Origin of the sequence: Microbacterium lemovicicum, assembly GCF_003991875.1 — a bacterium.
In the GTDB taxonomy this organism is placed as follows: Bacteria; Actinomycetota; Actinomycetes; order Actinomycetales; family Microbacteriaceae; genus Microbacterium; species Microbacterium lemovicicum.
In genome coordinates this window covers 720,050-732,614 of the sequence record NZ_CP031423.1, presented here as the reverse complement: position 1 = coordinate 732,614, position 12,565 = coordinate 720,050, and the positions used below count along the sequence as shown (strand labels likewise).

Genomic DNA, 12,565 nt, shown 5'->3' with positions numbered 1-12,565 from the left:
CCGAGGAGACAGCATGAGCGATCAGGAGCAGAACCCCGCCAAGCGGCCGGCGACGATCCTGGCCGGACCGTACGGCCACCCCTTCCACGCCATCGCGATCACCATCCCGATCGGGGCATGGGTGGCGAGCCTGGTGTTCGACATCATCGGCCTGATCTCGGCCGACCCGGCACCGTATGCCACCGGATCGCGCGTGCTCATCGCGATCGGCCTGCTCGGCAGCATCCCGGCCATCATCTTCGGGATCCACGACTACCTGCGCATCCCCGACCGCACGCGGGCCTCGAGCGCGGCGACGATCCACATGGGCATCAACTTCCTGGTCTGCGGCGCCTATCTCTTCCAGTTCTTCCTCCGCACGACGACCGGTGAGATCCCGATGTTCGCCTTCGTCTTCAGCATCGTGAGCCTGCTGTTCCTGAGCTTCTCGGGTTGGCTCGGCGGCAAGCTCGCCTATCGATGGGGCATCCGCGTCGCCGCGGAGACGACGCAGGGCGAGGCCTTCCGGGTGCCCGAGCGCCCCTGACGCAGTCCCGCCCCGGTGCTCCGGCCGGGGCGGGGCCATGGACCACGCGGCCGGGCCCGTCAAGGCCTGGTCCGCGTGGTCGGCGCGCCCTACTTTCGGGTCAGTGCATCTCGCCGTGTCAGGAGGATCCGAAATGAAGAAGGTCGCGAACGCCTCAGTGGTGGAGTACGACGAACCCGGCGGAGTCGAGGTCCTGCACCTCGTCGAGCGCCCCCTGCCGGAGCCGGGGCCCGGCGAGGTCAGCGTCGAGGTCATCACCACGTCGCTCAATCACATCGAGGGCTTCGTGCGCTCGGGCGCGGAAGAGGACTGGGACGACCCCTACCCCCGCCGCTCGGGCAGCTGCTTCGCGGGCATCGTCGTCGCCGTCGGTCCCGGCGTCACCGGATTCCCCGTCGGGTCCGACGTGGTCGGACACGTGCGGGCCGGTGCGCACGCGACGCACCTCACGGTCGGCGTCGACCATCTCGTCCGCAAGCCCAAGGGCGTGCCGTTCGAAGCCGCCGGCGGCCTCTACCTCGCGGGCGTCACCGCGCTCGACATCCTCGACGAGCTGAAGATCGGCCCCTCCGACACGGTGGTGATCTCGGCCGCGGCAGGTGCGGTCGGCAGCATCGAGGCGCAGGTGGCCAAGCACCTCGGCGCGCGTGTCATCGGCACCTGCGGCGACCGCAACTTCGACTACCTGCGGCAGATGGGCATCACGCCCGTGCGGTACGGCGAGGGGATCGCCGACCGCATCCGCGCCAAGGCGCCCGACGGCGTCACGGCGTTCATCGACAACTTCGGGCAGGACGGCCATGAGCTCGCGGCCGAGCTGGGTGTGCCGGAGGCGCGGTTCCGCTCCAGCGGCGACCGGCGCGACCGCGAGATCGCGCTGTTGTCGGAGGACCCCGCGGCCGTCGCCCACGGCACGTCCCAGCTCGAGCGGCTCGTCGCTCTGGCCGAGCGCCGCGTGGTCAATGTGCTGGTCTCGGGCTTCTACCCGCTGGGCGATGTCGTCGAGGCGTACGACGACCTGCAGAAGCTGCACTCGCGGGGCAAGGTCGTGCTGGCGACGCACCCCGTCAACACGCGCCGGGTGCTCAAGGCGCGCGAGGTGATGGAGGCGCGCGACTAGTCGCGGTCCGCGCCCGGCGCACAGGGACACGAAGTACGGTCGACGGTGACGGATCCGCACCGCACGGATTCCGCAGATCCTCGAGGAACACGCTTGTCTGTCGACGCACGCCCCACGTCCGAGTCCCCCGCACCCCGGCCACGGGGACGGCGGCGCAAGACACCGGAGGGGCCGCGCGCGACCTTCCGCCAGCTGCTGCCGTTCATCTTCGAGCACAAGCCCGTGCTGGTCGTCATCGCGGTTCTCAGCATCCTCGGCGCCGGCGCAACGCTTGCCCAGCCGCTCCTCGTGGGCCAGGTCATCGACCGCGTCCAGAATCAGGCGCCCCTGGGCGTGCTGGTGGGGGTGCTCATCGCGCTCGTGGTGATCTCCTCGGTCATCTCCGGCTACCAGCACTACCTCCTGCAGCGCACGGGCACGGCCGTCGTCTTCTCGAGCAGGCGCAAGCTCATCGCGCGCATCCTGCGCCTGCCGATCAGCGAGTTCGACGCCCGCCGCACGGGCGACCTCGTCTCGCGTGTCGGCACGGACACCACCCTGCTGTACGCCGTGCTCACGCAGGGCCTCGCGGATGCCGTGGGCAACGCGCTCATCTTCGTCGGGGCGCTCGTGGCCATGGCCGTCATCGACCCGGTGCTGCTCGTGCTCATCCTCGTGGTGATCGGCGTCTCCGTCGTCGTGGTGGTGCTGCTGAGCGGACGCATCCGCACCGCCTCGGCCGAGCAGCAGGTCAAGGTCGGCGAGCTGGCGTCGGGGGTGGAGCGCGCCGTCGGCTCGATCCGCACGGTCCGCGCCGCGGGCGCGACCGAGCGGGAGATCGCCTCGGTGTCGGGACTGGCGACGGAGGCGTACGACGTCGGGGTTCGGATCGCGAAGGTCTCGGCGCTCGTCGTGCCCATCGCCGGCATCGCGCTCCAGGTGTCGCTCCTGGTCGTCCTCGGCGTCGGCGGCTTCCGCGTGGCGTCCGGGGCGATCGGCATCGCGAGCCTTGTGACGTTCATCCTCTTCCTCTTCATGCTGATCGCGCCCCTCGGCTCGACCTTCGGCGCCATCACCTCCGTCAATCAGGCGCTGGGGGCGCTGGGTCGCATCCAGGAGGTGCTCGACCTGCCGACCGAGTCGCAGGACGACGCCGCCGCCGCGGCGCGCGCGGCTCAGCCGGAGGCCCGCACGGCGGATGCTCCGGCCATCGCGTTCCGCGACGTGCGGTTCCGCTATCCGGAGAACGTGGTGGCGGCTCGCGCGAAGGCGGCGGAGGAGGCCCGCTCCGTCCTGCAGGAGGCGCGGCTCGACCGCACCGCCGACGAGGTCGCCGACGAGCCGGAGGCCCGTGACCTCGACGTCCTCCGCGGCGTCTCCTTCGCGGTCCCCCGCGGGGCGCGCGTGGCACTCGTCGGCCCGAGCGGTGCCGGAAAGAGCACGGTGCTCTCGCTCATCGAACGGTTCTACGACCCGACCGCGGGCGCGATCGAGCTCGACGGGCGCGACATCCGCTCGCTCGAGCGCGATGCCCTCCGCGCGCAGTTCGGCTACGTCGAGCAGGACGCCCCGACGCTCGCGGGCACCATCGCCGACAACCTGCGTCTCGCCTCACCCGAGGCCACCGACGCCGAATGCGAGCAGGTCCTGCGCGCCGTCAACCTCACCGAGGTGCTCGAGCGCAACGATCTCGGCATCGACGCGCCGGTCGGAGAGAGCGGCGTCATGCTCTCCGGCGGCGAGCGGCAGCGTCTGGCCATCGCGCGCGCGCTGCTGGCCGCCCCGCCGATCCTGCTGCTGGACGAGTCGACGTCGTCGCTGGACGGTCTCAACGAGCAGCGGATGAGGGACGCTCTGGATGCCGTCGCCACCGGCCGCACGCTGGTCGTCATCGCCCACCGCCTGTCGACCGTGGTCGACAGCGACCTGATCGTCGTGCTCGACCACGGCCAGGTCGTGGGGCAGGGCACGCACTCCGAGCTGGTCGTGTCGACCCCGCTGTACCGCGACCTGGCCCGGCACCAGCTGCTCGTCTGACCCGGTCGGCGCACCCGCCCGCATCGACCGCGAGACTGCACCGGGAGCGCGAGACCTAGGGGGACACCCTAGGTCTGGCGCTCCGGTTGCAGTCTCGCGGATATACGCCCGGGAAACCGGACCGGAGGTCAGGCCTGCGGGGCCTGCTTCAGGCGGTAGCGCAGCGCGGAGAGCTCCGACTCGAGGGCCGCCGGCACGCGGCCGTCGAAGGTCGCGTAGAACTCCTCGGTGAGGTCGGCCTCCCGCTGCCACGAGGTCGGGTCGATCGCGAACAGCTCGTCGAGGTCGGCCTGCGGCACCTCGATGCCGTCGAGGTTGAGGTCCGACGTCCGGGGCAGGCGTCCGATCGGGCTGTCGACCGCGTCGACCTCGCCGTCGATGCGGCGGATGATCCAGTCGATGACCCGGGAGTTGTCGCCGAATCCGGGCCACAGGAAGCGTCCGTCCGAACCTTTGCGGAACCAGTTCACCTGGAAGATGCGCGGCGCGCGGTCGAAACGCAGCTTCTGGCCGATCTTGAGCCAGTGGCCGAAGTAGTCGGCCATGTTGTAGCCGCAGAACGGCAGCATCGCGAACGGGTCGCGGCGCAGCTCGCCGACCGTGCCCTCCGCGGCCGCCGTGCGCTCGGACGAGATGTTCGAGCCCATGAAGACGCCGTGCGTCCAGTCGGTCGCCTCGACCACGAGCGGGACGTTCGTCGCCCGACGTCCGCCGAAGAGGATGACATCCAGGGGCACGCCCTGGGGCGCGTCCCAGTCGGAGGCGATCTGCGGGCACTGCGCCGCGGCCACCGTGAAGCGCGAGTTCGGGTGCGCGGCCGGACGGCCGAGTCCGGGCGTCCAGGCGTTACCCTCCCAGTCGGTCAGGTGCGGCGGGGCCTCGTCGGTCAGACCCTCCCACCACACGTCGCCGTCGGGGCGGAGCGCGACGTTGGTGAAGATCGTGTTGCCCCAGAGCGTCTCGACAGCGGTGACGTTGGTCGACTCGCCCGTGCCGGGTGCGACGCCGAAGAAGCCGGCCTCGGGGTTGATCGCCCACAGGCGTCCGTCGTCGCCGGGGCGCAGCCACGCGATGTCGTCACCGAGCGTCTCGACGCGCCAGCCGGGGATGGTCGGGCGGAGCATCGCGAGGTTGGTCTTGCCGCACGCCGAGGGGAACGCCGCGGCGACGTGGTACGCCTTGCCGGACGGGGCGATGACGCGGATGAGCAGCATGTGCTCTGCCAGCCAGCCCTCGTCGCGGCCGATGACCGACGCGATGCGCAGGGCGAAGCACTTCTTGGCGAGGATCGCGTTGCCGCCGTAGCCGGAGCCGAACGACCACACCTCGAGCGTGTCGGGGAAGTGGGCGATGTACTTCTCGTCGTTGCAGGGCCACGCGGCATCCTCCTCCCCCGGCGCCAGCGGCGCTCCGACGGAGTGGACGGTCTTGACCCAGCCGGCGCCGTCGGCGATCTGCTCGAGGACGGCGGTGCCGACGTGGGTCATGATGCCGATGGAGGTGACCGCGTAGGCGCTGTCGGTCACCTGCACGCCGATGTGCGACAGCGGGCCGCCGACGGCGCCCATCGAGAAGGGGACGACGTACATCGTGCGACCACGCATCGACCCCTCGAAGAGACCGGTCAGGATGCTGCGCATCTCGGCCGGGTCTGCCCAGTTGTTCGTCGGGCCGGCGTCCTCCTCGCGCTCGGAGGCGATGAAGGTGCGCCCCTCGGTGCGGGCGACGTCGCTCGGGTGCGAACGGGCGAGGTAGGAGCCCGGGCGCCATTCGGGGTTGAGCTTGATGAGCTTGCCCTCGTCGACCTGCTGACGGAGGAGCGCGTCGTTCTCGGCGCGCGAGCCGTCGACCCAGTGGATGCCGGCAGGCTGCGTCAGCGCGGCGATCTCATCGACCCAGGCGTACAGGGCGTCCATGCCCGCTCCCGTGACGTGGGGGCGCCGGCCGAAGCCGCGCGCCTCGCGGGCGGGGGTGGACGTGGGGCGGGTGAAGATGTCGGCCAATGCCATGCTCGTTCCTCCTCGATCGACACGTCATCTGCGGTCTTCCTCCACTGTGACGCGATTACCTCGACCTTTTCGCGACCTGCATGCTGTAAGAAACGTGAATCTTTCCGTATGCTCAAGGAATGGCCTCCACGTCGCTCGAGCTCACGACCCTCGGTCACCGCATCCGCCACCAGCGCGTGGCGGCCGGGATGACGCTGGACGAACTCGGCGAGAAGGTCGGCGTGGCGGGCAGCCAGCTGAGTCTCATCGAGAACGGCAAGCGCGAGCCGAAGCTCTCGCTGCTGCAGGCGATCGCCGCCACGACGGGCATCGAGGTGGCGGAGCTGCTGTCGGCGGAGCCGCCCAACCGCCGGGCCGCGCTCGAGATCGACCTGGCCCGGCTGCAGGCCGGAACGGTGTTCCGCCGGCTCGGCATCCCTCCGGTGAAGGTCACGAAGGGCACCAGCGACGAGACCCTCGAATCGATCATCGGGCTGCATCGCGAGCTCGAGCGTCGTGAGCGCGAGACGATCGCGACGCCCGAGGAGGCGCGCCGCGCCAACACGGAGCTCCGGCTGCGCATGCGGGAGAAGGGCAACTACCTCGCCGACATCGAGAAGCTCGCCGAGCGCCAGCTCAAGGCGGCGGGGCACTCGAGCGGAGCTCTCACGCACCGCACGGTCAGCATCATGGCCCAGCAGCTGGGCTTCGAGCTGCTCTACGTCAGCGACCTCCCCCACTCCGCGCGCTCCGTCACCGACATCGAGAACGGCCGCATCTACCTGCCGCCGGCGTCGATCCCCGGCGGCCACGGCCTGCGGTCGATGGCGCTGCAGGCGATGGCCCACCGACTGCTGGGGCACGAGCGGCCGGTCGACTACGCCGATTTCCTCGAGCAGCGCCTGGAGATCAACTACTACGCCGCCTGCTGCCTCATGCCCGAGACGGCCTCGCTCGCGTTCCTGCAGCAGGCCAAGCGCGACCGCAACCTCGCCGTCGAGGACTTCCGCGATGCCTTCGGCGTCACCCATGAGGCGGCCGCCATGCGGCTCACGAACCTCCTGACCCAGCACTTCGAGATCCCGCTGCACTTCCTGCGCGTGGACGGCTCGGGAGCGATCAACCGCGTCTACGAGAACGACGACCTGCCGGTGCCCATGGACGTCACGGGGTCGGTCGAGGGGCAGATCGTCTGCCGCCGCTTCCTCGCGCGCTCCGCCTTCGAGGAGCACAACCGCACCACGGAGCACTACCAGTACACCGACACCCCGTCGGGCACGTTCTGGTGCTCGACGCAGACCGGGACGACGGATGCCGGCGAGTTCTCCATCACGGTCGGGGTGCCCTTCGACGACGCGCGGTGGTTCCGCGGCCGGGAGACGACGAAGCGCTCCAGCTCGCACTGCCCCGACCAGTCGTGCTGCCGCCGCCCGCCCGCCGACGTCGCCGCCCGATGGAGCGGCAAGGCGTGGCCGAGCGCACGCGTGCACATGCACATGTTCTCGCCGCTGCCCTCGGGCGACTTCCCCGGCGTCGACGACACAGAGGTCTACAGCTTCCTCGAGAGGCACGCCGAGGGCTGAGTCCGCGAATCCGGTCGGGCTCAGTCGGCTGCGCCGCCGTCGGAGCCGCCTCCGCCGTCGCCCGCGGCACCGCCGGCACCCGCGGCACCGCCGGCACCCTGCGATCCGTGCGCGTCGGCGGCCACCGGCACTGTCACCGCGCCGGCAGCGCCGTGGGGCTGCTCGCCCCGGGGCCGCTCGCCGTCAGGGCCCCACTTCAGCCAGGCGACGACGTAGATCACCAGCGCGCTGACCAGGCCGGTGAGCACCCAGATCACGACGAGGAAGTCGACCCACGACCCGACCGGTGGGCTGCCGGGCAGGAAGCCGCGCAGCGGGATCGTGGCGAACAGCATGGCCGCCATCCAGCTCATCAGGGTCGCCTCGGCCTTGCGCCGCCCCCGCAGCACGCGCAGCGCGATCGTGAGGCACAGAACGGGCATCGCGACCATGAGCACGAGGATGACGACGCCGAAGGTCACCGGAGCGACCGACCGCTGCGCGATGATGACCACCTCGTCGGCCGGTGTGCCGTTCACGGTGAACAGCTGACTGGTCGCCTCGCTCGTCTCGGAGCGGAACGTCCAGCCCGGCACGTGCGGCGTGCCGCAGACCACGAGCGGCACCACCGACTCCTGCGCGGTGCCGGCGTTCTGGACGGCGATGATGGCCACCGGCGAGCGGTAGACGTCGACGGGCCAGCGCTCGATCTCGCCCTCGGCGATGAGGCGCACGGTCTGCGCGGACGGGATCGTCCCGGGCTCGTAGGTCAGGGTGCGCGACGTGTCGACGTTGGAGAGGTAGATCGTCAGCGGCCCCTGCAGCCGCTCGTCCGCATCGGCCGCGGGTCCGAAGGAGAGCACGTCGAGGCTGCCGCTGATGCGCTCGCCCGCGGCATCCACCGACTGCGGGGTGAACGACAGGGTGATGCGGTCCGTCGGGAGCTCATCGGCGGGGAGGCAGCTCGATCCGGTGGACTGCGTCTCGGTCAGCGCGTACGTGGCGACGACGCCGACGTAGAGGCCGAGGAAGGCCAGCACGACGAGCGCGACCACCCAGCCGCGTCTCCTCGTTCCCGCCCGCACGGTGACAGTGTGGCAGAACGCGTCAGCCCAGGAGGAACCGGCGATAGCGCTGCAGCGCGGCGTCCACCTGCTCCGGCGAGGCGGAGTCCGCGGTGAAGAGATCCGGCAGCGGGTCACCCGCGTGCCGGCCGACGGCGTGCGAGTGCGACCACGCGCCGGCCACCTCGCCGCGCGCGACGAGGACGGGCCGCACCATGCCGTTCGCGCCCGGTCCGACACGGCCGAGCAGAGCGGGCGCGCAGACGCCCGTCCGGTCGGCGTACGACAGGTAGTACTCGTCGAACGGGGGCAGGGCCAGCACCCCCGGCATCCGCGGAGCCCGCCGGGGAGCCGGGCCCGCAGCCACGTAGACCGGCTCCCCGCCTCCGGGGACGACGGACACGCGATCGGATGCCGCGGCCGCCGCCTCCCGCGCGGCGCCCAGCGGCAGCCCCGACCACCACGCGAAGTCCCGGGCGCCGGCGGGGCCGTGCGAGGTGATGTAGCGCGTGAACAGCTCGGCGAGCGGGTCGGCGGGGGCCGCGGCATCCGTGATCCACTCGTCGGTCCGCACGACGTACTGCTCCCGCGTCGGACCACCCGCGCGCGGCACGACCGGCCCCTGGCAGACGACGCCGCGCCACGACAGACCGCAGAGCAGGTGGTAGCCGCGCTGCCATGACGTCGAGATGCCCGCCCCCTCGAGGACCGCGAAGAGCTCGGTGCGCGCGAGTCGCCCGCCTCCCGCCAGCGCGGTGAGGGTGGCACGCTCCGCCCGGCGGAGCTCGTCGGCGTCGATGCCCTCGCGCCGGTGCGTCGCGGCGACGCCCTGCCGCTGCCGCTCCCCCGTGAGCGCCAGCAGCCAGCCCAGGTCGCGTGCGGGGACGATGTGGATCGTGCCGCGCATCGTCCACGAGCGCACGATCTCGCCGCGGTCGAAAGCGGCGTCGACGTCGCGCAGCGTCGGCTGACCGCGCGTGCGCAGCGCCAGCGCCCAGCGGCCGCCCCAGAACTCCTGCGCCTGGGCGGCCGTCATGTGGCCCGCGGCGCCGCCGATCGACGCCGCCGGCGCCGACAGGAGATGCGACCTCAGCCGGCGGTCGGGAAGTGCGCGCACGACGACATCCTGCCGTGCCGCATCGACACGGCGGCTACTTGATGCCGCTGCGGGCGAAGCCGGCGATGAAGTACCGCTGGAAGAAGAGGAACACCAGCGCGATCGGCACGACGTTGATGAGCGCGAACGCCATCGTCGCCCCGTAGTCGCTGTTCGCCTGACCCTGCAGGAACAGCAGCCCGATGGGCAGGGTGAACAGCTGATTGTCGCGCAGGGCGATGAGGGGCCACGCGAAGTCGTTCCACGACTGCAGGAGGCCCATGAACACCAGCACGGCGATGAGCGATTTCGACATCGGGAGCACGACGCGCAGGAACGTCTGGACGTGGGATGCGCCGTCCAGACGCGCCGCCTCGATGAGCTCCCTCGGGATGCCGAGCATGAACTGCCGGGCGAGGAAGAGGCCGAAGGCGGAGGCCGCGCTGGGCAGGATGACGCCCCAGTAGGTGCCGTAGATGCCGAGGCCGGTGATGAGGCGGAAGAGCGACACGATGATCACCTGGACCGGAAGCACGAGCGTCGCCAGGGCGATGAAGAACAGCACCGTCGAACCGCGGAAGCGCAGCTGCGCGAACGCGTAGCCGGCGAGCAGGCTCGTGATGACCGAGAGCGCCGTGACGACGACCGCGATCGCGACGGAGTTGCCGAACCACGTCGCCACGGGGAACGACCCGAACACGCGGGTGAAGTTCTCGAGCGTGAACTCCCGCGGCCACAGGCGGAACTCGCCCCCGCCGAGCAGCTCGGAGCGGGTGGAGAAGGCGACCACGACCATCCAGTAGAGGGGCGAGATCGTGATGAGCCCGATGACCAGCACGATGACCGTGCGGGCGGCGGTGCTCCAGCGGGCGGTGCGCTGCACGCGGGTGCTCATTCGACCAGGTCCCTCGTGCGGCTCGCACGCCACTGCCCGGCGGCGAAGAGGAGGGCGAACAGGAACAGCACCATGCCGATCGCCGCGGCGTATCCCTGATCGCGCGTCACGAAGCCCGTCTCGTACGCGTAGGTGACCAGGACGGAGGTCGCCCCGCCCGGCCCGCCGCCGGTGAGGACGAAGACGATGTCGAAGACCTGGAAGGAGTAGATGACGTTGAGGATGACGAGGAAGAACGTCGTCGGTCCGAGGAGCGGCAGGGTGACGTTGCGGAAGCGCTGCCACGCTCCGGCGCCGTCGAGCCGCGCGGCCTCGTAGAGATCGGGCCCGAGCCCCTGCAGTCCGGCCAGGTAGATGAGCATGTTGAAGCCGGTGCGCCACCACACCGTGGCGATGACGATCGACGCGAAGGCCGGGCCCGCCTGCGACTGCCAGTCGATCGAGGGCAGACCGAACAGCTGCGCGATCTTGTTCAGCGCCCCGGAGTTCTGGTCGAAGATCAGCACGCCGATCAGGGCGGTCGCGACGCCCGAGACCGCCATCGGCAGGATGAGCAGCGAGCGGAGCACCGGCCGAGCGGGGAGGGCGGAGTTGAGCATCACCGCGGCGAAGAGCCCGAAGGCCATCGACAGCGGCGTGACGATCGCCGTGAAGAGCAGCGTGTTGCCCAGCGACCGCCAGAACAGGGGGTCGGAGGCGAGCCGGGCGTAGTTGTCGAGTCCGGTGAATGTGCCGTCGCCGAAGCCGTCGGTGCGCTGCAGGCTGACCAGGAACGCGCCGACGAGCGGGACGAGCACGAAGATCAGCAGCAGCAGGTAGTTGGGGGCGATGAAGGCGTACGCCGCGAGCGCCTCCCGGCGCGCCCCCGCCCGGCGCGGCCGCGCCACTCTAGGCACCGATCGCCGTGGCGATGCCGCTCTGGAGGTTCTGCACCGTCGTGGCGGCATCCTGCGCACCCGTGAAGGCGAGGTCCAGCTGCTCCTTGAGCACCGGGATGATCGCCGACATCGACGGCGACGCCACCTGTGCGACGTCCTGCGGCTGCACGCCGCCGGCCTGGGCGGCGAAGATCGGCGCGAGCTCCGGACGCACGTCGAACTTCAGGTCGCCGTTGAGCAGGTCGCCGCGGGTCGGCAGGAGCGACGCCGCTGCGCAGAAGTCACGCATCTGCTCGGCGTCGGTCATGAACTCCAGGAAGGATGCGGCGAGCTCCGGCTGCGCGGTGTTCGCCGTCGCGACCAGGGCGTTGCCGCCGAAGTCCCCGCCGGTGCGGACGTCGCGCGGAGCGAAGGTGGCGGTCCAGTCGAAGGTGGCGGTGGCGTCGGCATCCGGGATCTGGAAGGCGCCCGACCACACCATCGCGACCGACTGCGAGAACCACGACTCGCTGGCATAGCTCGAGGAGTTGATCGTGTTGTTCGCCGGCACGTAGCCCTTCGAGAAGAAGGAGCTGGAGAACTCGACGGCCTTGCGGGCCGCGTCGGAGTCGATCGCGGGCGTCTTCTGATCGGACTGGAGGAAGGCGCCGTCGGCCTGGAACAGCAGGCTGAGCCAGCGGGTCACGCCGTTGCCCTGCCAGTTGTACGCCCACGGGTAGGTGCCCGACGGGAGTCCGCCGCGGAGCTTGTCGCCGATGGCGGCCAGCTCCTCCCAGGTCCAGGCGTCCTCGACGCTCGTGGGGACCTCGGTGATGCCTGCGGCGGCCAGCAGCTCTGTGTTGACCAGGATCGCCGACGTGTCGGTGTGGTGCGGCAGGCCGAAGACCCCGCCCTGGTTCTGCACAGCCGCCCAGGCGGGCTCGGTGAACTGCGCCTGCCGGTCGGAGGAGAGCAGGGGCTTGAGGTCGAGGAGCTGCCCGCGCCCGGCGTACGCGCCGAACGTGTAGTACGGCACGCGGAAGATGTCGGGCGGGTTGCCCGCCTGCAGCTGCGCGTCGATGTTGGAGAACATCTGCTCGTACGGCACGGCGTTGAGGGTGACGGTCTGGCCGGGGTTGGCGCTCTCGAAGGCGGCGATGGCGGTGCGGAAGCCGGCGAGCTCGGCATCGGTGCCCCACGTGGTGAAGGTGAGGGTGCCCGTGCGCTGCGTCGGCGTGCTCTGCGGCACGAAGCCGCACCCGGCGAGCAGGACCGGCAGCGAGACGGCGCCTGCGCCGATCAGGAAACCGCGGCGGGAAAGCGTCATGAGTCACTCCAGGATGTGTGCGGCCACGAAGCGCGGGCGGCACGAGCGCCCGCTTCCCCGGAACGCTAACGCCGCCCGACGCCCTGCGGGGTCGTACGAGAAAAATCCGCGCCT

General features: G+C 70.9%; 10 protein-coding genes. 4 read left to right on the top strand and 6 right to left on the bottom strand.

What is annotated here, in order from left to right; translation table 11 throughout:
• Positions 1 to 13 precede the first annotated feature (13 nt).
• From CVS47_RS03360 to CVS47_RS03350, 3 genes are all read left to right on the top strand, one after another.
• A complete protein-coding gene (locus CVS47_RS03360) occupies positions 14 to 526 on the top strand; it encodes a DUF2231 domain-containing protein (RefSeq protein WP_127094819.1) in 513 nt (170 codons plus the stop codon).
• 133 nt (positions 527 to 659) lie between these two features.
• Positions 660 to 1,646 (top strand): NADP-dependent oxidoreductase, encoded by a 987-nt coding sequence (locus tag CVS47_RS03355; RefSeq protein ID WP_127094818.1) that lies wholly within the window; start codon positions 660 to 662, stop codon positions 1,644 to 1,646.
• Positions 1,647 to 1,739: 93 nt separating this feature from the next.
• Positions 1,740 to 3,662, top strand: a complete 1,923-nt coding sequence (locus tag CVS47_RS03350; protein WP_127094817.1) for an ABC transporter ATP-binding protein — start codon at positions 1,740 to 1,742, stop codon at positions 3,660 to 3,662.
• A 128-nt stretch (positions 3,663 to 3,790) separates the two neighbouring features.
• On the opposite strand, the gene CVS47_RS03345 is transcribed toward CVS47_RS03350, so the two are convergent.
• Positions 3,791 to 5,671, bottom strand: a complete 1,881-nt coding sequence (locus tag CVS47_RS03345) for a phosphoenolpyruvate carboxykinase (GTP) (RefSeq protein WP_127094816.1) — start codon at positions 5,669 to 5,671, stop codon at positions 3,791 to 3,793.
• A gap of 119 nt (positions 5,672 to 5,790) precedes the next feature.
• Here CVS47_RS03345 and CVS47_RS03340 point away from each other — a divergent pair, with 119 nt between their 5' ends.
• Complete coding sequence (locus CVS47_RS03340; protein ID WP_127094815.1) at positions 5,791 to 7,233, top strand: helix-turn-helix transcriptional regulator; 1,443 nt, start codon at positions 5,791 to 5,793, stop codon at positions 7,231 to 7,233.
• Between the two features lie 20 nt (positions 7,234 to 7,253).
• Here CVS47_RS03340 and CVS47_RS03335 read toward each other — a convergent pair whose 3' ends face one another.
• The 5 genes from CVS47_RS03335 to CVS47_RS03315 are packed head-to-tail and all read right to left on the bottom strand — an operon-like array spanning position 7,254 to position 12,451.
• Positions 7,254 to 8,297 (bottom strand): DUF4436 family protein, encoded by a 1,044-nt coding sequence (locus tag CVS47_RS03335; RefSeq protein WP_164734595.1) that lies wholly within the window; start codon positions 8,295 to 8,297, stop codon positions 7,254 to 7,256.
• A gap of 22 nt (positions 8,298 to 8,319) precedes the next feature.
• Positions 8,320 to 9,393 carry a winged helix DNA-binding domain-containing protein gene (locus CVS47_RS03330; RefSeq protein WP_241240261.1) on the bottom strand — a complete coding sequence of 358 codons (1,074 nt, stop codon included), beginning with the start codon at positions 9,391 to 9,393 and terminating at the stop codon, positions 8,320 to 8,322.
• A gap of 34 nt (positions 9,394 to 9,427) precedes the next feature.
• Positions 9,428 to 10,267 carry a carbohydrate ABC transporter permease gene (locus CVS47_RS03325; protein WP_127094813.1) on the bottom strand — a complete coding sequence of 280 codons (840 nt, stop codon included), beginning with the start codon at positions 10,265 to 10,267 and terminating at the stop codon, positions 9,428 to 9,430.
• A complete protein-coding gene (locus CVS47_RS03320) occupies positions 10,264 to 11,154 on the bottom strand; it encodes a carbohydrate ABC transporter permease (RefSeq protein WP_241240260.1) in 891 nt (296 codons plus the stop codon). The genes CVS47_RS03325 and CVS47_RS03320 overlap by 4 nt, the downstream gene beginning before the upstream one ends.
• A gap of 1 nt (position 11,155) precedes the next feature.
• A complete protein-coding gene (locus CVS47_RS03315) occupies positions 11,156 to 12,451 on the bottom strand; it encodes an ABC transporter substrate-binding protein (protein ID WP_127094812.1) in 1,296 nt (431 codons plus the stop codon).
• Between the last annotated feature and the right edge of the window lie 114 nt (positions 12,452 to 12,565).

Excerpts from the sequence above, each read along its gene's own strand:
- CVS47_RS03325 (WP_127094813.1), bottom strand. The coding sequence starts at position 10,267 with ATGAGCACCCGCGTGCAGCGCACCGCCCGCTGGAGCACCGCCGCCCGC.
- CVS47_RS03345 (WP_127094816.1), bottom strand. The coding sequence starts at position 5,671 with ATGGCATTGGCCGACATCTTCACCCGCCCCACGTCCACCCCCGCCCGC.
- CVS47_RS03315 (WP_127094812.1), bottom strand. The coding sequence starts at position 12,451 with ATGACGCTTTCCCGCCGCGGTTTCCTGATCGGCGCAGGCGCCGTCTCG.
- CVS47_RS03340 (WP_127094815.1), top strand. The coding sequence starts at position 5,791 with ATGGCCTCCACGTCGCTCGAGCTCACGACCCTCGGTCACCGCATCCGC.
- CVS47_RS03360 (WP_127094819.1), top strand. The coding sequence starts at position 14 with ATGAGCGATCAGGAGCAGAACCCCGCCAAGCGGCCGGCGACGATCCTG.
- CVS47_RS03355 (WP_127094818.1), top strand. The coding sequence starts at position 660 with ATGAAGAAGGTCGCGAACGCCTCAGTGGTGGAGTACGACGAACCCGGC.